Source organism: bacterium (assembly GCA_035691305.1).
Lineage (GTDB): Bacteria > Sysuimicrobiota > Sysuimicrobiia > Sysuimicrobiales > Segetimicrobiaceae > DASSJF01.
This window is the reverse complement of sequence record DASSJF010000087.1, coordinates 32,151-50,285: the sequence shown is the minus strand read 5'-3', so window position 1 is coordinate 50,285 and position 18,135 is coordinate 32,151. Positions and strand designations below refer to the sequence as shown.

Sequence of the window (18,135 nt, the reverse complement as noted above, 5' to 3'; positions counted from 1 at the left end):
GCCAATCCCCACCGTGCAAGTGTGTCTTAGAGGGTCACGGCTCCGATGAAGTGTCCGAGCGCGTGTCCGATCCAGTCGACGAACTGTTCGAGGTCGGTGCGCTCCGGTCCCACGTCGTGCGCGGCGACGAGCGGCGACACACCGACCAGGCGGCCGCCGGCCGAGAACTCGACCTCGCCGATGCGGTCCCCCCGCCGGAGCGGCGCGTTCAGGCCGCCGGCCAGGGACACGCGCCGCACCACATCCTCCCCAGGCGCCGTGTCGACCGTGACGTCGCTCGCGACGATGCCGACCACCGGCTCCTTCGACGCCGGCAGCTCGACCACGGCGATGTTCTCGCCCGCGCGCGCGAGCGTCGTGGGGCGGAAGTGCGCGAAACCGTACGAGAGGAGGCGCGCGGAGTCGCCGTACATGTCGCGCGTGTGCAGCAGAACGGTGATGAGGCGCCAGCCGCCGTGTGTCGCGGACGCGACGAACGTGAGGCCGGCCTCGTCGACGTAGCCGGTCTTGACGCCGTCGGCGCCGGGGTAGCGCGAGAGCAACTTGTTGTGGTTATAGAGGACGCGCGGGGCAAAGCCCGCCGGATGGAACGTCCACCTTTTCGTGCGTACAATCTCCGCGATCGTCGGGTTGCGCATCGCCGCCCGCGTGATCACCGTGAGGTCGTAGGCGGTCGTGTAGTTGTCGGGCGTGTACAGGCCGTGCGGCGACCCGAAGTGCGTCTGGGTCGCGCCGAGCCGCCGCGCTTCCGCGTTCATCCTGGCGACGAACGCGCTGACGGTTCCCGCGGTGCCCTCGGCGATGGCCAGAGCGACATCGTTGCCCGACGGCAACAACAGCGCGTACAGCAGGTCGTGCAGCGGAATGCGGGCGCCTTCGGGCAAACCGACAACGGATCCGTCGCGGAAGCGCGCCACCTGCGGGCTGATGGTGATCAGCGTGTTGAGGGGTGTAGACTGCACGGCGACGAGGGCGGTCATGATCTTCGTTGTGCTCGCGGGCGGCCAGATGAGATGCGGATTGCGGCCGTAGAGTACCTGACCGGAACGTCCGTCGACGAGAATCGCGGCCGTGGCGGTGAGGCGCACCGGTGTTGTCGCGGTGACCTGGTGGCGGATCGAAGGGACGTCCCACGGACGATTGGCAAGCGGCGCGACCGGCCCGGCCGATACGCCCGCCACGCTCAGGGCGAGCGCCGCGCACAGCGCGAGCGCCGCGATCTGGCTCGGGGCGGCGACCTTTGGACGACGCATCATGGCTCCGCTTCTGTTGGTGCGGGCAGCGTGGGCGCTCCCGCGCCGTTCCCGGACGCCGGCAGCGACGCGAGATCCCTCAGACCGAAGTACCGCAAGAAGCCCTCCGTGGTTCCGTACAGGATCGGCCGTCCCGGCCCGGGCTTCCGGCCGACCTCCCGGATCAGCCGCCGGTCCTGCAATTTTATTAGATGATGCACCGATTGCACGCCTCGTACGACATCGACTTCGGCCCGCGTGACGGGTTGGCGGTAGGCCACGATTGCCAGCACCTCGAGCGTCGCGCGCGTGAGCGGGTCAAGCTCCTCCAGCCGAAGCAGACGCTGCACGTGGGGCCCGTATTCGGGCCGCGTGCACAGCCGGTAGCCGCCGGCGACCTCCTGGATTTGCAGGCCGCGGCCGCCGTACTCGACGGTCAGCGCCGTCAGGGTCGCCCGGACCTCGGCCTCGGCAACTTCCAGTACTTTTTTGATTTCCCCGATTTTGAGGATACCGCCGCGCGCGAGCAGCAAGCATTCGATGATGTTCCGGAGATCGCCGGGCTGCGCTGCCGCCGGGATTCCCCGCTCCGCCCCCGCAGCGGCCGGCCGCTCGACTGTGCGGTGGCCGTTGATGTGGCCCGCGTCGTCGGTCATCGTGTGTCCGCCAGCACGATTTCGATTTCGTCGAAGGCCCTCGACTGCCGCGCCCGGATGCGCCGGGACTTGATCAGCTCGAGCAGAGCCAGGAACGTGACGATGACCTCAAGCCGGCTCGCGCCGGTCCGGAAGAGCGTTCCGAACAGCACCGTGCCGCCGGCGACCTCGAGCGCATGCACGACGGCCGCCATCTTCTGCTCGACCGTGAACGCCTCGCCCGCGATCTCCTTGGCGGCGTCCTTCGCCCGACGCAGCACCTGGTTGAAGGCCGTAAAGAGGTCGTCGAGGGTGACGCCGTCGAGGAGCACCTCGTCGCCGAGATCGGCCGCGGCGGCCGGGTGGCCGAAGATCTGGCTCTGCAGCCGCTCGAGGTGGCGCAGCGCCTGGGCGGCCTCGCGGAACTGCAGGTACTCCGCCATCTGTGCGCCCAGGCGGTCCCGCAGGTCCCCCGCCCCGGCGTCCTCGGCCGGCGGCGGCTCCTCCGCGGGCGGCGCCTTCGGGACCAGGGTGCGGGCCTTCAGGTCGGTCAGGATGGCAAGGTGCACCAGAACGTCGGTCGCCTCGTCGAGCGCCGGATTGGCGCGCGCGTGCTCCCGATAGGTTTCGGCAAGCTGCCGGAGGGAGATGCGGGCGAGGTCGATCTGACCGCGGTGGGCGAGGCTGACGAGCAGATCAATCGGGCCTTCGAAAACCTCACACTGCACGTGGTAGGCCACGTCTGCTCCTCCATCGGCTGCTGCAACGAGTTCGGTGCTGCGTCCTCTGCTGTGTCGATAAGTCCGTCGATACCCCGCGCAGTCCTTCCGGCATGTGTTCGCGGTTCCGCGTGCCGTTCCTCCTGTCTACAGCGGCAGCCCGCCCGTGGAGGCCTCGAAGAGCCAGCGCACGGCGGGCAGCATGATCCGCCCGACCACACCGCTGTACAGGAGGAGGAGCAGCAGGAGCGTCCCGTACGGTTGCAGCCGCGAATAGGTCAGCGCCTGCCGGCCGACCAGCAGGCTTTCCAGGATCCGCGAGCCGTCGAGCGGCGGGATCGGGATCAGGTTGAAGATCGCCAGCACGACGTTGATCCAGATAAGGGTGGACAGCGCTTCCGCGACGAGCGGACCGCCGCGCAGGTCCGGGAGCTTGAGAAGCGCCCCGACCGCGAAGGCCACCGTCACGTTCGCGAGCGGTCCCGCCAGCGCGACCTGCAGCATGCCCCGGCGCGGGTCGGCGAAGTGGCGCGGGTTGACCGGCACCGGGCGCGCCCACCCGAACCCGAAGACGACGAAGAAGAGCGTCCCGAGCAGGTCGAGGTGGACGATCGGATTGAGGCTCAACCGCCCGAGGGCGCGCGGCGTGGGGTCGCCCAGGCGGTCGGCGACGAGCGCGTGCGCGAATTCGTGGAACGTGGCCGCGATCAGCACGGCCGCGAGCGTGATGGCGAGCCCGATCGGGTCGCCGAACCGGAACACCGGGACCGTCGGCGGAGATGCTAGTCCAGCGGCCGGTCGTGCGCGAGCAGGTCGTCCATCGTCTCGCCGGTCACGACCACCCGCGACCGGCCCTCGCGGACCAACACGATCGGCGGACGCGGATACCGATTGTAGTTGCTGGCCATCGAATAGTTGTAGGCGCCGGTGCTGAAGACCGCGAGGAGGTCGCCGGACCGCGGCGCCGGCAGGTGGGACTCCCAGATCAGCACGTCGCCGGACTCGCAGCACCGCCCCGCCACCGTGACTTTGTCGGTGGCCGGCTCACCGAGGCGGTTCGCCAGCACCGCCTGGTACCGGGCCTGGTAGAGCGCCGGCCGCGGGTTCTCGTACATGCCGCCGTCCACAGAGACGTACGTCCGGATGCCCGCGATCGTCTTGACCGCGCCGACGGTGTACAACGTCACGCCGGCGTCGCCCACGATCGACCGGCCCGGCTCGACCATGAGGAGCGGCAGCGGGAGCCGGTGCTCCTCCGCCCGCCGGCGCACGACTCCCGCCAGGGCGTCCACGTACGTCGCGATCGCCGGGGGCCGGTCCGACGGCAGGTAGCGGATGCCGAGCCCGCCGCCCAGGTCCAGTTCGTCGACCGGCGCCCGGTGCTCGCGCGCCATCCACGCGGCGAACTCCATCAGCGACTCCGCCGCGCGGACGAACGGATCGAGGTCCATGACCTGGGAACCGATGTGGCAGTGCAGCCCGCGGAGGCGAATGCCTGGGAGGGCCAGGGCGGCCGCGACGGCCTTCCGGGCTGTGCCGTCCACGAGGCCGAATCCGAACTTGCTGTCGACCCCACCGGTTTGAATCGCCTGGTGCGTGTGGGGTTCAATACCCGGCGTGAGTCGCAGCAGCACGTCGGCCGGCCGGCCGGCCCCCTCCGTCAGCGCGCCGATCAGTTCGAGGTCGTGGAAGTTGTCGACGACGATCCGCCCCACGCCGCGCTCGAGCGCCAGCCGGATCTCGTCGGGCGTCTTGTTGCTGCCGTGCAGCAGCAGATCGCCCGCCGGCACGCCCGCGCGCAGCGCGGTGTGAATCTCGCCGGCCGAGACGACGTCGACCGCGAGGCCCTCGTCGTAGGCGAGCCGGCAGGTCGCGACACAGCACAGGGCCTTGCTCGCGAAGACCGGGCGCGACCGCGGGTACGCGGCGCGCAGCGCCGTGACGTACGCGCGGCAATTCGCCCTGAGACGCGCTTCGTCCATGACGTACACGGGGGTGCCGTGCTCCCGGGCGAGGTCCGCGGCGGCCACGCCGCCCACGACGAGCCGGTCGCGCTGCACCTCTCCGAGTAGTACGTCCTGCCCGATCGTCGTCGCCGACACCGCGTCCACCCGTTTCGTCCCTCCGCCGGCGCGGGGACCTTCGCCCGCCTCCTTCGAATACGCGACGGCCGGCCCCAAGAGACGGGGCCGGCACCGCAGAGCCACGATATCACGCGCCGCGACGGCGTGTCAATTCAGCGCGTCGAATAGATCGGCCGGACGCTCCCGTCTTCTAACTCACCGCTCCGATGACCCGCGCCGCTTTCTTGACGTCGCGCGGCTTCACCCAGCAGATCGCTCCGAACCGTCCCGCGCCGGCGGCGGTGGCGCTTACGGCCGTTACGTTGATTCCGGCATCGGCGAGTCTCGCGAAATACTCCGCGAGCGCGCCGGTCCGATCGTCACCTTCGATGATGAACGCCTTCTTCGGTCCGGTGATCTTCCACCTTGCCGCTCTCGCCGCGGCCTTGAAGGCCGCGGGGTCGGACGGGACGAAGTCGACTTGCGCGCGCCGGCCGGCCGGGAACGCGTGCAGGGCCGCGAGGTTGACGCCCGCGTCTTTCAGCACGCGGAGCGCCCGGGCGCCCTCCCCGGGGCGGTCGCTCATTTCGACGTAGTAGTAATCGACCAAATGGACGAGATCCGCCATGCTCTCTCCCTCCCCGATCGGCTCGCTAGTTCCGCTCCACCGCGAGCGCCACGGCTTCGCCGCCGCCGAGGCAGACCGCGGCCACGCCGCGCTTCGCATTCCGTTCCGCCATCGTGTTGAGGAGAGTGACGAGAATCCGCGCGCCGCTCGCGCCGACCGGGTGGCCGAGCGCCACGGCGCCGCCGTGCACGTTGACGCGGGCGAGGTCGATCCCCACCTCGCGCGTCACCGCCAGGACGACCGCAGCGTAGGCCTCGTTGATCTCGTAGAGGTCGACCGCATCGACGGACCAGCCGACCTTCGCGAGCAGTTTCTGGATCGCGCCCGCCGGGGCGATCGTGAACCACTCCGGCGCGCGCGCCGAAACGGCCTGGCCGACGACCCGCGCCAGCGGCTTGGTCCCGATCTTGCGCGCGGCATCGGCGGACGCGAGGACGAGGGCGGCGCCGCCGTCGCTGATCGACGAGGCGTTCGCCACGGTGACCGTGCCGTCGCGTTCGAACACCGGCGGCAACGACGCGATCTTCTCCGGCTGGAATCGCCGCGGCTCCTCGTCTTCGGCGACGACTTTGGGCGCGCGGCCGTTGCCCGCCTCGACGACGACGGTCTCGCGGCTGAACCGTCCGGAGTCGAGCGCCTCCAGCGCCCGCGTGTAGGACCGCCGGGCGAACTCGTCCTGGGCCTCGCGGGAGATGCGGTACTCGCGCGCGAGGAGTTCGCAGCAGTTGCCCATGTGCTGGTCGGTGAACGCGTCCCAGAGTCCGTCCCGGATCATGCTGTCGAGGAGCTGGCCGTGCCCGAGCCGGTATCCCGTGCGCGCGCGGTCCAGGAGATACGGCGCCGCGCTCATGTTCTCCATGCCGCCGGCGACGACGACCTCGGCGTCGCCGGCCTGGATCGTCTGCGCGCCCAGCATCGCGGCCTTGAGGCCGGAGCCGCACATCTTGTTCACCGTCGTCGCGGGCACGGTGTTGGGCAGCCCGCCGTAGATCGACGCCTGCCGCGCCGGCGCCTGTCCGACGCCCGCCGCGAGAATGATGCCCATGTAGACTTCGTCAACCTGGTCCGGCGCCACCCCGGCCCGGCGCACCGCCTCCGCGATTGCCGCGGCGCCGAGCCGCGGCGCCGGCACCGCGGCCAGGGCGCCTTGAAACCGCCCGATCGGCGTGCGCACGCCGCTCAGGATCACCACGTCACGCATGATTCCACCCTCCGCTGCTCCCCCGGGTAAGGTAACGACGCGCCCCGCAACCCGGTCGTCGGGCGGAACACCGTGCCGCGCGAGACCGTTGTGACGTTCGCGAGGCTCTCACCGCTCGTCGCGCTCATCGCGGGCATTCTGATTCTCATTATCCCGCGGCTCCTCCACGAAAGGGTCGCCTTCTCCCTCATCCCGGGTGGTCTGATCGGCGTCTTCGGAGGATAACGCCGCCGCCCGGGAGACCATGCCCGCGGCCGCCGCCGCGCCCCGCTCCACCCGGCGGGCAGTCACTAGAAACCCGGTGTGGGCGACCATGCGGTGGCCCGGGCGGACGCTTCGCCCGTCCACATTCCAGGGACGCAGCAGCACCTCGGCGGTTTCGATCAGCGCGAAGGTTCCCGCGGCGCGCACGGTCTCTACGGTCTGCATCACTTGCGGCACGGTCGGGAGATACGCGAGGAAGATCCCGCCAGGCACGAGTGCCCCTTCGACGTGCGGGACCATGCGCCAGGGCTCGGGCAGGTCCAGGACGATCCGGTCCGCGGGCGCGTCCGCGGGAAGCACGCCGTCCGCGAGGTCGTGCCGGCGCAAGATGAGAGTCGGGGTCGGGCCGAGGTACCGCGCGATGTTGCGCTCCGCGATCCGCGCGAAGTCCTCGCGCACCTCGTAGCTCGTGACCCGGCCGTCCGGCCCCGCGGCGCGGACGAGGGCCATCGTGAGCGCCCCCGACCCGGTCCCGGCCTCGAGCACGCGCGCACCGGGGAACAGGTCCGCCGCCATCAGAATCGCCCCGAGGTCCTTGGGGTAGACCACCTGGGCGCCACGCGGCATCTCGAGGACGAACTCCCCAAGCGTAGGACGCAGCGCGAGGAATCGCTCGCCGCGCGTCGACCGGACGGTTCCGCCTTCGGGCCGTCCGAGCAGCTCGTCGTGCGCGATCCGCCCGCCCCGCAGGTCGCTCGTACGGCCGCGCCGCAGCGTGATCATGTAGCGCCGGCGCCGGCGATCGTACAGGACGACCGAATCGCCTTCGGCGAGCTCTCTCATCCCGGCCGATCGGCCGCGGCGGGCTGGCCGGCCACTACGAAACCGAGGCCGTCGAGGTGGAAGGCCGGCCGGTCCCGGTTCGCCGGAGGCGCATGCGCTCCGCCGCGCGCTCCGTCATGCGGCAGAACGCGCAGACTTCGCCCGTGGTGGGCTGTCCGCAGTGCAGGCACGCGTGCAGCTCGACGGGGTCCCGCCCCTCGACCAGCGGACGGCCGCGCTCAAGGAAGCCCCAGTACAGGCTCTGCTTCGTGCCCGGAGCCGCCTGCTCGAGGACGTTCAGCGCCTCCTTATAGAGGAGGCTGCGCGCCCCCGCGCTGTTCGGGCACTCGTCGACGATGTAGTCGATGCCGCGGATGATCGCGTACGCGGCGGTCTCCCGCTCGGCGATACGGAAGAACGGCTTGACCTTCTTCACGAGCGCGGGATGCGTGCTGTCGAGCACCGGCGCCTGCCGGGCGAGGTATTCGACCTGCCAGTGCAGGAGGTTGCCGAGCAGCACCGCGGCCTCGTCGTCCAGGTTGTGGCCGGTCGCGACGGCCGCGAAGCCGCCCTCGCGCGCGACTTTGTTGAACAGGTACCGCTTGCTGAGCCCGCACGCCGAGCAACTCACCCGCCCGGTCGCCTTCGCGAACGCTTCCACCCCCATGCCGTACGTCGCCGGGATGTCCGCGAGGATGAGTTCGGTCTGCCGCGACTCCGCGTAGGCGACGGACTTGCGCTGGGATTCGGCCGAGTACTCGCCGATGCCGAGGTTGATGTAGAGGCCGGTCGTGTCGTAACCGAGGCGGCGCAGCACGTCCCACAGCGCGAGGCTGTCCTTCCCGCCGGAGACCGCGACCAGCACGCGATCGTCCTTCGTGAACATGCGTTCGTGCTCGACCGCGCGCGCGACCTGCCGCTCGAAGAACTCGAGGAAGTGCTCGTTGCAGAACGCCGTGTGATGGCGGCGGATCTCAACGGTCGCGCCGGCGGCGCATTTCCGGCAGCGCATCAGGCGGCGCCCTCCGTGCCGCCCGACACGACCGGCCGCAGCTCGACCGTGTCCTCGTCGGCGACGCGCGAGTCGTGGGTCAGGAGGGTGGCGCCCCGGATGACCAGCACCGATTCCGGATTGATGCCGAGCTCCAGGAGCAGCTCGCGCACGCGGCGCGCGCCCTGGACCTCGACTTCGCGCTTCTGATGGCGGATCAACACTTTCACGCGGCCACGCCCCGCGGCTTGACGTTGTCCCGAACCCACTGCACGATGCGCTCGAGCGGCGTCCCGGGCGTGAACACCGCGGCGATGCCGGCCGCCTCGAGCCCGGGCATGTCGTCGTCCGGAATGATTCCCCCGGCGAAGACTTTGATGTCGGCGGCGCCCTGTGCCCGCAGCAGCTCGACGATCTTCGGCAGCAGCACGTTGTGGGCGCCGGAGAGAATACTGAGCCCGATCGCGTCCACGTCTTCCTGGATCGCGGCCGTCGCAATCATCTCCGGCGTCTGGTGCAGCCCGGTGTAGATGACCTCGAACCCGGCGTCCCGGAGCGCGCGCGCGACGACCTTGGCCCCACGGTCGTGGCCGTCGAGGCCGGGCTTGCCGACGAGTATCCGGATGCGCGCGTCCGCCACGGCGCTATTATCCCATGTTTGAGGCGGAAGCGGGCGGCGCGCGGCAGGCGGGCCCGGGTTTTGAGCCGAACGTCCGTCCTATGCCGGCCCACATCTGCGTGACCTGCGGCGTGCAGTTTGCCGAGCGACCGCAGCCGCCCGCGTCCTGCCCGATCTGCGACGACGAGCGGCAGTTCGTCAACCGGCGTGGACAGACTTGGACGACGCCGGAGGCGCTGCGGCGCTCGCACCGGAACGTACTGCGCGCCGAGGAGCCGGGTCTCCTCGGCATCGGAATGGAGCCGTCGTTCGCGATCGGGCAACGCGCGCTGCTCGTCCGGACGCCGGAGGGCAACGTGCTGTGGGACTGCACGAGCCTGCTCGACGACGCGGTCGTCGAAGCGGTGCGCGCGATGGGCGGGCTCGCGGCGATCGCGGTCTCGCACCCCCACTTCTACGCTTCGGTGGTCGACTGGAGCCACGCCTTCGGCCGCGCGCCCGTCTATTTGCCCGCGACGGATCGCGAGTACGTGATGCGTCCGGATCCGGTGATCCAGTTCTGGGACGGCGAGCGCCGGGCGCTGCCCGGCGGGCTTACACTCGTACGGTGCGGCGGACACTTTGCGGGGTCGGCGCTGCTGCACTGGCCCGCCGGCGCAGGCGGCCGCGGCGCCCTGCTGACGGGCGACACGATCCAGTGTGTGCCCGACCGCGGCGCGGTGAGTTTCATGTACTCGTACCCGAATTACATTCCGCTGGCCCCCACGGCGGTCCGGCGCGTTGCGGCCGCGGTCGAGAACCTGCGGTTCGACCGGATCTACGGCGGGTGGTTCGACCGCGTCGTGCCGTCGGACGCGAAGGCGGTCGTCGCGCGCTCAGCCGAGCGTTACGTGCGGGCCCTCGGCACCCCGCCCGTTCGCGCCTGATCGGAGCGGGGTGACAAACGCCCCGGAATGTGGAACTATCGGAGGAGGGCCGATCCGGTACGTCTACATCCCCGTTCGGGCGTCGAAGATCAAGCGCGTTTGCAGATCGGGCGGAAGCCCGTTCGCCCGCGCCCATGCGCCGACCGCCCTCGACCAATCGCCGCGGGAGGCAAACACCCCGTCGATCGACCCCAACGCGCGCTGAATCTGAGCGTCCCAGGTCGGCACCTGCGACGTCCACATATAACCGATTGCCCTGCCCACGAGCATTGTGCCGGAGAAGCGGCAGATCCGCACGCAGGTATAGAGGCCCGAGGCGATCGGGCGTCCATAGGACGTGAGCGTCCAGGCGCCGCCCGAGTACGTGCCCCCCACCGCGACTCCGCCGAGCGTGCCGTCGATCGTGCCCGTCGGACGCACGCCGCTGAAGGTGTCTCCCGTCAGGGTGAGATTGTACGTCAGCGGTACTTGCGCGGCCGCGGGTCGGGGTAGTGCGACGCCGAGCGCGAGCCCGGCCGCCAGTGCGATGCAGAACCAGGTCCTCACCTCAAACTCACCTGCCCTTTCCGGGCCGGCCGACGCCGGTCCGTTGTTATGCGCCGGCGGCGGCGATGCGCCGCTCCCGCGCACATTACGACTGTACCCCTTGCGCAGCGCGGTAAAATTGTAGGTGGAGGCGGAAGGCGCCCACGGGACGCTGACAGCGAAAGTGAGGTGACGCGTCCATGGTGTGGCAGAACGTGATCGTCGCTTTGATCGGCATCTGGTTCATCATTGCGCCGTCGTCGCTCGGCTTCACGGCGAACCCGGCGATGACGTGGACCAGCGCAGTCGGCGGTGTTATTCTGTTGATTCTCGGCGCGAGCGCCGCGCTCTCCGCGGAGCAGCGCCGGCAGTTCTGGATTCAGGTCGTGAACGCGCTGGTGGGCATCTGGTTCATCATCGCGCCTTGGATCCTGAGCTTTACGCAGCACCCCGCGGCGTTTTGGACGTCCCTGATCCTGGGGATCGTAGCGTTGATCCTAAGCGTCTGGGACCTGCAGCTGATGCCGCGGGCGGTGACGTCGCCGCATCAAACCCGGTAACCCGGCTGCCCCGCCCGCTTTCCGCCTCCTCCACCCCAAAGCGGATGAGAGGGAGTCTATCAGAGAACGGCCTGTTCGCGATACTCCCCGTAGACCTGCCGGAAGACGTCGCAGATCTCGCCGATCGTGACGCGCGCCCGCACCGCGTCGACGATCGCCGGCATCGTGTTGCCGCCCTGTTCCGTGATGCGCCGCAGGACGTCCAGCGCCCGCCGTGCCGCGGTCTGGTCGCGGGTCGCCCGGGTGCGGCGGACGCGCTCGATCTGCCGCCGTTCGACCTCGGGGTCGATGTGGAGCTGCGGGATCGGGACCGTCGCGCGGTCGGCGAACTCATTGACGCCGACGATCACCTTCTCCCGGCGTTCGAGCTGCTGCTGGTAGCGGTAGCTGGCCTCCGCGATCTCCCGCATCGGGTACCCCTGCTCGATCGCGGCGAGCATGCCGCCCATCTCGTCGATCGTCTTGATGTACTCCGCGGCGTCCGCCTCGACGCGGTCGGTGAGGGCCTCGATGAAGTACGCGCCGCCAGCCGGGTCGACGGAGTGGGTCACGCCGGTCTCGTACGCGATGACCTGCTGCGTCCGCAGCGCGAGCGTCGCCGCCTCCTCCGTGGGCAGCGCGTAGGTCTCGTCGAGGGAATTGGTGTGCAGCGACTGACAGCCGCCCAGCACGGCGGCGAGCGCCTGCAGCGCCGTGCGGACGATGTTGTTCTGCGGCTGCTGCGCGGTGAGGCTGACGCCGGCCGTCTGCGCGTGCGTCCGCAGCATCATCGAGCGCGGGTGGCGGGCGCCGAACCGCTCCCGCATGATCCGCGCCCACATCCGGCGGGCCGCCCGGAACTTGGCGATCTCTTCGAAGAAATCGCTGTGGACGTCGAAGAAGAACGACAGGCGGGGCGCGAACGCGTCCACCTCCAACCCCGCCTCGACGCCGGCTTGTACGTAGGCGATGCCGTCGGCCAGTGTGAACGCCAGCTCCTGCACGGCGGTGGCCCCGGCCTCCCGGATGTGGTAGCCGCTGATGCTGATCGTGTTCCAGCGCGGCAGGTGCGCCGTGCCGTAGACCATGATGTCCTGGACGAGCTTCATGCTCGGCCGCGGCGGGACAATCCACTCCTTCTGCGCGATGAACTCTTTGAGAATGTCGGTCTGCGTCGTCCCGCCGAGCGTTGACGGGCTGAGGCCGCGCGCCGCGGCGACCGCGACGTACATCGCCAGCAGGATGTTCGCGGGCGCGTTGATCGTCATGGACGTGGTGATCTCGTCGAGCGGCAGGTCGCGGAGCAGGACGTCCATGTCGTCCACGCTGTCGATCGCGACCCCCTCGCGCCCCACCTCCCCCGCCGAGCGGGGATGGTCGGAGTCGTAGCCCATGAGCGTCGGCATGTCGAAGGCGGTGGAGAGTCCGGTCTGACCCTGCCGGAGGAGATAGTGGAAGCGCGCGTTCGTGTCCTCGGCCGACCCGAACCCGGCGAACATCCGCATCGTCCACAGCCGTCCGCGGTACATCGTGGCGTGGATGCCGCGCGTGTACGGGTACTCGCCGGGCGCCCCGAGGTCCCGCGCGGTGTCGTCACCGCGGATGTCGTCGGGCGTGTAGAGCCGCTTGATCTCGAGGTCCGAGATCGTGCTGAACCGAGGCGCGCGCTCGCGCGGCTCCGCCATCAGCCCGCTGCCGGCCGGTCGCCGTCGGCCGCGCCGCCCTTGACCCGGCGCACTTCCTCGGTCAGCAGCGGCAGGATCTCGAACAGGTCGCCGACCACGCCGTAGGTCGCGATGCCGAAGATCGGCGCCTGCGGATCCTTGTTGATCGCCACGATGCACCGCGACCCGGACATCCCGGCGAGGTGCTGCGGGGCGCCGGAGATGCCGCAGGCGATGTAGAGCTGGGGGTTGACGGTCTTCCCGGTCTGGCCGATCTCGTAGTCGTGCGGCACCCAGCCGGAATCGACAGGCGGGCGGCTCGAGCCGACGGCCGCGCCGAGCGCCGCCGCCAGCGTGTCGAGGAGCGCGAAGTTCTCCGGCCCGCGCAGCCCCCGGCCGCCGGAGACGATGATGTCCGCCTCGGTCAGCGGCACCGTCTCCCGTTTGATGGTCGAGACGTCGACGACCCGCGAACGGATCGAGCCGGGGTCGAGCGTCACCGGAACGGCCACGACGTCCGCGGACCTGCCCTGCTCCGCCGGCGCCGGCGGATAGATGTTCGGGAGCACCACCGCGATCCGGATCCCGCCGCCGAACGCGACGCGCGCGATCGCCTTGCGGGTCATGGCGGGACGGGTGGCGACGACACGCTCATCCTCGATCTCGACAGACGCGCAGTCGGTGACGATCCCCGCGTCGAGCCGCGCGGCGAGCCGCGGCGCGAGATCGCGCCCGGCCGCCGTACTCCCCACCAGCACGAGCCCCGGGGCGGCGGAGGCGAGCAGCGCCGCGACCACCTGCGCGTGCGCGTCGGTCGTGTACGGCTCGAGCAGCGGAGACTCGGCGACGTGCACCACCTGCGCGCCGTGGGCCGCGAGGTCGCCGGCCATTCCGGCGACCTCGCGGCCGGCGAGAACGGCGTGCACCTTCATCGGGCCCGCCAGAACCTTCGCGAGCCCGAGCAGCTCGTAGGCGATCTTGCGCGGGCGCCCGCCGGCGTGCTCCGCGACGACCCAGACGTCGGACGCCGCGCTCACAGCACCTTCGCCTCCTCGCGCAGCGCGCGAACGAGACTGCGCACGACCTCGGCCGGCTCGCCCTCCAGGCGCCGGCCGGCCTGCCGCTTCGGCGGCGGCGTCATCCCGAGCAACTCGACGTGCGCGGGCGGCGCGGTGTCGAACCCGAGATCAGCGAGGGTGCGCGCCGTGACGGGCGTGCGCTTCGCACGCATGATGCCCGGCAGCGACGGATATCGCGGCTCGTTGATCCCTCGCTCGACCGTGATCACGGCCGGCAGCGTCACCTCGAGCACCTCGACCGCGCCCTCGACCTCGCGATGCGCGGTCGCCTTGCCCTCGCCCAACGCGAGTTTCGTGATCGCGGTCGCCTGGGGCAGCCCGAGAAATTCGGCCACCGCGGGTCCCACGACGGCCGCGTTGTCGTCCGTGGAGAGCTTACCGCACAAGACGAGGTCGGCCGAGAGCGGCTTGATCGCCGCGGCGAGGACGCGCGCGGTGCCGATGTGGTCCAGCGACGCGAGCGCGGGATCCTGAATGTGGATCGCCGCGTCGGCTCCCATGGCGAGGCCGGTCCGCAGGGCTTCGACGGCCCGAGGCGGCCCCGCGGTCACGAGCGTCACGGTGCCGCCGAGCCGCTCCCGGATCCGCAGCGCCTCCTCCACCCCGTGCTCGTCGTAGAAGTTGAGGACGAAATTGAGCCCGCTCTCCTCGACGCCCCGCCTGTCGGCGCGGATCTTGATCGGGACCTCGGTGTCGGGTACGTGCTTGACGCAGACGACGACGTTCACGCCTCGCGGCCTCCGGTTCCGTCTCGGCCGCCTTCGCGGTCTGTCCGCGGGACCTCCGCCGCCTTCGCGGCTCCCGCGGCGACCGGCTCCACGGCGCCGTCGAGCGCGCCGAGCACGTGGCGCGCGATGACGAGCCGCTGGATCTCTGAGGTGCCTTCGTAGATTTCCGTGATCTTCGCGTCGCGGAAATGCCGCTCGACCGGGTAGTCCTGGATGTACCCGTACCCGCCGAAGATCTGCACCGCCTGAGTGGCGGCCCACATCGCAGTCTCCGAGGCAAAGAGCTTGGCAATCGAGGCTTCGAGCGTGTGGCGGCGGCCCTGATCGCGGATCCACGCCGCCCGGTACATGAGGAGACGGCCGGCCTGGATCCGGGTCGCCACATCCGCGATCTTCCACCGCGTGGCCTGAAACTCCGCGATCGCGCGGCCGAATTGACGGCGCTCCTTCGCGTAGGCGACGGCGTCCTCGAGCGCGGCGCGGGCGATGCCGAGGGCCTGGGCCGCGATGCCGATCCGCCCGCCGTCGAGGGTGGCCATCGCCACGGTGAAGCCCGCGCCCTCCTCCCCCAGCAGACGGTCCGCGGGAAACCGGCAATCTTGGAACACGATTTCCGCCGTGCTGCTGGCGTGGATGCCGAGTTTGCGCTCTACTTTCCCGACGCTGAGGCCCGGGTCACCCCGCTCCGCGATAAAGGCGCTAATCCCGTGCGGCCCCTCGCCGCCCGTCCGCGCGTAGACGATCAGCACGTCGGCTTCGACGCCGTTCGTCACGAAGATCTTTGTACCGTTGAGCACCCACGAGCCCCCGTCGCGCCGGGCGGTGGTGCGGAGTGAGGCCGCGTCCGAGCCGGCGGTCGGTTCGGTCAGGCAGTAGCAGCCGAGCTTCCGCCCCCGCGCCAGTTCCGTGAGGTACGTCCGTTTCTGCGCTTCGGTGCCGAACGCGAAGAGCGGAAAGCAGTCCAGCGAGTTGTTGACCGAGAGCACCGCGGCCAGCGCCGCTTCCGCGCGGGCGATCTCCTCGAGGACGATGCAGTAGGAGACGGTGTCCATCCCGCCGCCGCCGTATTCCTCGGGAATGAACACGCCGGTGAGCCCCATCTCGCCCAGCTCCCGGAGGAGCTCGCGCGGATAGGCGCCGGTACGGTCCATGTCGGCGGCGATCGGGAGCAGACGCTTCTGCGCCCACTCGCGCACCGTGGTTTGCACCAGGCGGTGTTCTTCGCTCAGCGTGAACTCCATCGCACCTTCTCGTTCGTGGCGGCCGGGACCCGAACCTACGTGCGCCGCCCCGCTGCGATTGATTCTACCCCGTCCGCCGTATCACGCGGGACCCGAACGCGACGGCCCACGCGCGGTCCCCGCCGTCCGTGTGAAAGCGGACGTACTGCTCGGTGCCGCGCACCGTCACGACGAACGCGTCCGGGCCGACGGCGCGCGCCGGGAGGCGGTCGCCGTCGACCTCGATTTCGAGCCGGCCGACCGCCGCGTGCGCACGCACCAGCGATCCTTCACCGGACCGGTATTCCCCCGCATACGCCTCGAGCCGGCCGCCCGGCGCCGCGTAGTCGGGGTAGGAAATCGCCGCGACCTCCGGCGCCCGGCCTTCGAGCGCGTTGAGCAGGCCGTGGGCGATCGTCCGTACGGGCGCGTCGGCCAGGTTCGCGAGCACGGCAACCGCCGTGCCGCGCGACGGGACGCACGCGACGTGCGCGGAGATGCTGCGCCGCCCGCCTCCGTGCTCCGCGAGCGCCGCGCCCCAATAGTCGGGGATGATGCCGAAGCCGTAGCCGTACGCCTGGCCGGGGCCCGTCGAGGCGTGCGGGCGGAGCATCGCCGCGATCGACTCCGCCGATAGGACGCCGTGTCCGGAGCCGTGCCCGCCGCGGTAGAGATCGAGGTAGCGCAGCAGATCGAGAACCGTCGAGCAGATTCCGCCGGCCGGATCCCACACCTCGGAGTGCCACCAGGTCCTGGCCGGAACGATCTGCCTGACGCCCCCGCGCGTCTGCGCGATGTACGGCGTGGTCATGCCCGCCACCGCCTCGGCGGCCTTGGGCCCGAACGTAGTCCGCCCGAGGCCGAGCGGCCGGATGATCTCGCCGGTCACGTAGCGCTCGTACGACCGGCCGCTCACGCGCGCCACGATCTCGCCGAGCAGCGCGAACCCTTCGTTGCTGTAGCTGAAGTAGGCGCCGGGCGGGCCGAGCGGAGTCCAGTCGCCGTCCGCCAGATACGCCATCAGGTCGCCGGCCGTGGCGAACGGCGGACGGCTCTCGACCGGCACCGGCGGCGGAGCGCCTTCGGTATCCAGCCGGACGCTTGCGCCGAACGCAAACCAGCGCGACGGCAGCGGCGGGAAGCCCGGCGTGTGCGTCAGGAAGTGGTGAATCCGAATTGCGCCCGCGTCCCCGTGCGGCAGGCGAAGCTCGGGCAGATATTCGACCACGGGATCCTCCACGGCGAGCCGTCGCTCGCCGGCAAGACGCATGATCGCCGCCCCGGTGAACGACTTCGTCACGGAGGCGACGCCGAACACGGTCTCCGGGCCGGCGGGCACGCCGCGCTCGCGGTTCGCCGCGCCGAAACCCCGCGCGTACACGACTTCGCCGTCGCGCGAGGCGGCCGCCGCGGCGCCCGGCACCGCATAGCGTGCGAGCAGCGCATCCGCGTAGGCTTCGAACGCGTTCACCGGCCCTCCGGATACTCGTAGAAGCCGCGCCCGGTCTTCCGGCCGTGGTAGCCGGCCAGCACCATCTTGCGCATCAGCGGCGGGGCCGCGTAGCGGGTGTCTTTGAACTCCTGGTACATCGCCTCCGCGATGTAGTACGTCGTGTCGATCCCGACGAAGTCGAGCAGCGTCAACGGCCCCATCGGATGATTGAGGCCGAGCTGCACCGCGGTGTCGATGTCCTCCCGGCTCGCGACGCCGAGCTCGAGCGCCCGCACCGCGTCGAGCAGGTAGGGCACCAGCAACAGATTGACGATGAACCCCGGCGAGTCTTTGCAGACGACGACCGTCTTGCCGAGGGACTCGCAGAACGTCCGCGCGGCCGCCAGCGTCTCGGCCGAGGTTTGGAAGCCGCGCACAATTTCGACCGGCTTCATCACCGGCACGGGGTTGAAAAAATGCGTGCCGATGACGCGCTCGGCGCGCCGTGTGACCGACGCCATTTCGGTAATGCTGAGCGAGCTGGTGTTGCTGGCGAAGACGGTGGCCGGCGGGCAGACGCGGTCGAGCCCGGCGTAGAGCGCTTTCTTCGCATCCATCAGCTCGACGATCGCTTCGATCACGAGGTCGCACTTCGCGAGGTCCTCGAGGCGCGTCGTGCCGCGAACCCGCCCGCGCGCGGCGTCCCGGTCCGCCGCCGGCAGCTTGCCGCGCTCGACGCCGCGGGCGAGCGACCGCTCCAGCCGGTCGAACCCGCGCGCCAGCAGATCGTCCGAGACTTCGCGGACGACGACGTCGTAACCGGATCTCGCGCACACCTCGACGATCCCCGATCCCATGAGGCCGAAGCCCGCGACCCCGACGGTACGGAACGCCACGACGCACCTCCC

20 protein-coding genes and 1 pseudogene are annotated in these 18,135 nt (G+C 70.4%); 3 read left to right on the top strand and 18 right to left on the bottom strand.

Annotated elements, in window-relative coordinates:
* Positions 1 to 26: 26 nt before the first annotated feature.
* The 7 genes from VFL28_17455 to VFL28_17425 all read right to left on the bottom strand — a co-directional run bounded on the left by VFL28_17455 (position 27) and on the right by VFL28_17425 (position 6,478).
* Entirely contained in the window at positions 27 to 1,256 is a 1,230-nt protein-coding gene (locus tag VFL28_17455; GenBank protein ID HET7266457.1) for a D-alanyl-D-alanine carboxypeptidase family protein, read from the bottom strand.
* Positions 1,253 to 1,888 (bottom strand): SMC-Scp complex subunit ScpB, encoded by a 636-nt coding sequence (gene scpB, locus VFL28_17450; protein ID HET7266456.1) that lies wholly within the window; start codon positions 1,886 to 1,888, stop codon positions 1,253 to 1,255. The genes VFL28_17455 and scpB overlap by 4 nt, the downstream gene beginning before the upstream one ends.
* Complete coding sequence (locus VFL28_17445; GenBank protein ID HET7266455.1) at positions 1,885 to 2,607, bottom strand: segregation/condensation protein A; 723 nt, start codon at positions 2,605 to 2,607, stop codon at positions 1,885 to 1,887. Before VFL28_17445 ends, scpB begins: the two co-directional genes overlap by 4 nt.
* Positions 2,608 to 2,733: 126 nt before the next feature.
* Positions 2,734 to 3,348 carry a site-2 protease family protein gene (locus VFL28_17440; protein HET7266454.1) on the bottom strand — a complete coding sequence of 205 codons (615 nt, stop codon included), beginning with the start codon at positions 3,346 to 3,348 and terminating at the stop codon, positions 2,734 to 2,736.
* Positions 3,349 to 3,368: 20 nt separating this feature from the next.
* Positions 3,369 to 4,697: a diaminopimelate decarboxylase gene (gene lysA / locus VFL28_17435; GenBank protein HET7266453.1), complete on the bottom strand. Its 1,329-nt coding sequence runs from the start codon at positions 4,695 to 4,697 to the stop codon at positions 3,369 to 3,371.
* A gap of 163 nt (positions 4,698 to 4,860) precedes the next feature.
* Positions 4,861 to 5,277 (bottom strand): hypothetical protein, encoded by a 417-nt coding sequence (locus VFL28_17430; GenBank protein ID HET7266452.1) that lies wholly within the window; start codon positions 5,275 to 5,277, stop codon positions 4,861 to 4,863.
* Positions 5,278 to 5,302: 25 nt separating this feature from the next.
* Positions 5,303 to 6,478, bottom strand: coding sequence for an acetyl-CoA C-acyltransferase (locus VFL28_17425; GenBank protein ID HET7266451.1), 1,176 nt, complete (start codon positions 6,476 to 6,478; stop codon positions 5,303 to 5,305).
* Between the two features lie 72 nt (positions 6,479 to 6,550).
* On the opposite strand from VFL28_17425, the gene VFL28_17420 reads away from it, so the two are divergent.
* On the top strand, positions 6,551 to 6,703 hold the full coding sequence (locus VFL28_17420) for a DUF3096 domain-containing protein (GenBank protein ID HET7266450.1): 153 nt from the start codon (positions 6,551 to 6,553) through the stop codon (positions 6,701 to 6,703).
* A 123-nt stretch (positions 6,704 to 6,826) separates the two neighbouring features.
* Here the strand turns inward: VFL28_17420 and VFL28_17415 are convergent.
* The 4 genes and pseudogenes from VFL28_17415 to VFL28_17400 form a co-directional block, all read right to left on the bottom strand.
* Positions 6,827 to 7,525 (bottom strand): annotated as a pseudogene (locus tag VFL28_17415) (tRNA (adenine-N1)-methyltransferase).
* 34 nt (positions 7,526 to 7,559) lie between these two features.
* Complete coding sequence (locus tag VFL28_17410) at positions 7,560 to 8,516, bottom strand: ATP-binding protein (GenBank protein ID HET7266449.1); 957 nt, start codon at positions 8,514 to 8,516, stop codon at positions 7,560 to 7,562.
* Complete coding sequence (locus tag VFL28_17405) at positions 8,516 to 8,725, bottom strand: MoaD/ThiS family protein (protein HET7266448.1); 210 nt, start codon at positions 8,723 to 8,725, stop codon at positions 8,516 to 8,518. Before VFL28_17405 ends, VFL28_17410 begins: the two co-directional genes overlap by 1 nt.
* Positions 8,722 to 9,135, bottom strand: coding sequence for a cobalamin B12-binding domain-containing protein (locus VFL28_17400; GenBank protein ID HET7266447.1), 414 nt, complete (start codon positions 9,133 to 9,135; stop codon positions 8,722 to 8,724). The genes VFL28_17405 and VFL28_17400 overlap by 4 nt, the downstream gene beginning before the upstream one ends.
* 80 nt (positions 9,136 to 9,215) lie before the next feature.
* On the opposite strand from VFL28_17400, the gene VFL28_17395 reads away from it, so the two are divergent.
* On the top strand, positions 9,216 to 10,040 hold the full coding sequence (locus VFL28_17395; GenBank protein ID HET7266446.1) for an MBL fold metallo-hydrolase: 825 nt from the start codon (positions 9,216 to 9,218) through the stop codon (positions 10,038 to 10,040).
* A 63-nt stretch (positions 10,041 to 10,103) separates the two neighbouring features.
* On the opposite strand, the gene VFL28_17390 is transcribed toward VFL28_17395, so the two are convergent.
* Complete coding sequence (locus tag VFL28_17390) at positions 10,104 to 10,586, bottom strand: hypothetical protein (protein HET7266445.1); 483 nt, start codon at positions 10,584 to 10,586, stop codon at positions 10,104 to 10,106.
* A 179-nt stretch (positions 10,587 to 10,765) separates the two neighbouring features.
* On the opposite strand from VFL28_17390, the gene VFL28_17385 reads away from it, so the two are divergent.
* Positions 10,766 to 11,125 carry an SPW repeat protein gene (locus tag VFL28_17385; protein HET7266444.1) on the top strand — a complete coding sequence of 120 codons (360 nt, stop codon included), beginning with the start codon at positions 10,766 to 10,768 and terminating at the stop codon, positions 11,123 to 11,125.
* A 59-nt stretch (positions 11,126 to 11,184) separates the two neighbouring features.
* On the opposite strand, the gene VFL28_17380 is transcribed toward VFL28_17385, so the two are convergent.
* The 6 genes from VFL28_17380 to VFL28_17355 all read right to left on the bottom strand — a co-directional run bounded on the left by VFL28_17380 (position 11,185) and on the right by VFL28_17355 (position 18,123).
* Positions 11,185 to 12,789, bottom strand: a complete 1,605-nt coding sequence (locus tag VFL28_17380; protein ID HET7266443.1) for a methylmalonyl-CoA mutase family protein — start codon at positions 12,787 to 12,789, stop codon at positions 11,185 to 11,187.
* A complete protein-coding gene (locus tag VFL28_17375) occupies positions 12,789 to 13,805 on the bottom strand; it encodes an electron transfer flavoprotein subunit alpha/FixB family protein (GenBank protein HET7266442.1) in 1,017 nt (338 codons plus the stop codon). Before VFL28_17375 ends, VFL28_17380 begins: the two co-directional genes overlap by 1 nt.
* Positions 13,802 to 14,575 (bottom strand): electron transfer flavoprotein subunit beta/FixA family protein, encoded by a 774-nt coding sequence (locus tag VFL28_17370; protein HET7266441.1) that lies wholly within the window; start codon positions 14,573 to 14,575, stop codon positions 13,802 to 13,804. Before VFL28_17370 ends, VFL28_17375 begins: the two co-directional genes overlap by 4 nt.
* Complete coding sequence (locus VFL28_17365) at positions 14,572 to 15,816, bottom strand: acyl-CoA dehydrogenase (GenBank protein ID HET7266440.1); 1,245 nt, start codon at positions 15,814 to 15,816, stop codon at positions 14,572 to 14,574. Before VFL28_17365 ends, VFL28_17370 begins: the two co-directional genes overlap by 4 nt.
* Before the next feature lie 64 nt (positions 15,817 to 15,880).
* A complete protein-coding gene (locus VFL28_17360) occupies positions 15,881 to 17,266 on the bottom strand; it encodes a serine hydrolase domain-containing protein (protein HET7266439.1) in 1,386 nt (461 codons plus the stop codon).
* Entirely contained in the window at positions 17,263 to 18,123 is an 861-nt protein-coding gene (locus VFL28_17355; protein ID HET7266438.1) for a 3-hydroxybutyryl-CoA dehydrogenase, read from the bottom strand. The genes VFL28_17360 and VFL28_17355 overlap by 4 nt, the downstream gene beginning before the upstream one ends.
* Positions 18,124 to 18,135 lie beyond the last annotated feature (12 nt).

Bases quoted from the DNA above. Each gene is read 5' to 3' on its own strand.
- VFL28_17410 (HET7266449.1), bottom strand. From the start codon at position 8,516: ATGCGCTGCCGGAAATGCGCCGCCGGCGCGACCGTTGAGATCCGCCGC.
- VFL28_17395 (HET7266446.1), top strand. From the start codon at position 9,216: ATGCCGGCCCACATCTGCGTGACCTGCGGCGTGCAGTTTGCCGAGCGA.
- VFL28_17365 (HET7266440.1), bottom strand. From the start codon at position 15,816: ATGGAGTTCACGCTGAGCGAAGAACACCGCCTGGTGCAAACCACGGTG.
- VFL28_17455 (HET7266457.1), bottom strand. From the start codon at position 1,256: ATGATGCGTCGTCCAAAGGTCGCCGCCCCGAGCCAGATCGCGGCGCTC.
- VFL28_17385 (HET7266444.1), top strand. From the start codon at position 10,766: ATGGTGTGGCAGAACGTGATCGTCGCTTTGATCGGCATCTGGTTCATC.
- VFL28_17425 (HET7266451.1), bottom strand. From the start codon at position 6,478: ATGCGTGACGTGGTGATCCTGAGCGGCGTGCGCACGCCGATCGGGCGG.
- VFL28_17430 (HET7266452.1), bottom strand. From the start codon at position 5,277: ATGGCGGATCTCGTCCATTTGGTCGATTACTACTACGTCGAAATGAGC.
- VFL28_17380 (HET7266443.1), bottom strand. From the start codon at position 12,789: ATGGCGGAGCCGCGCGAGCGCGCGCCTCGGTTCAGCACGATCTCGGAC.
- scpB (HET7266456.1), bottom strand. From the start codon at position 1,888: ATGACCGACGACGCGGGCCACATCAACGGCCACCGCACAGTCGAGCGG.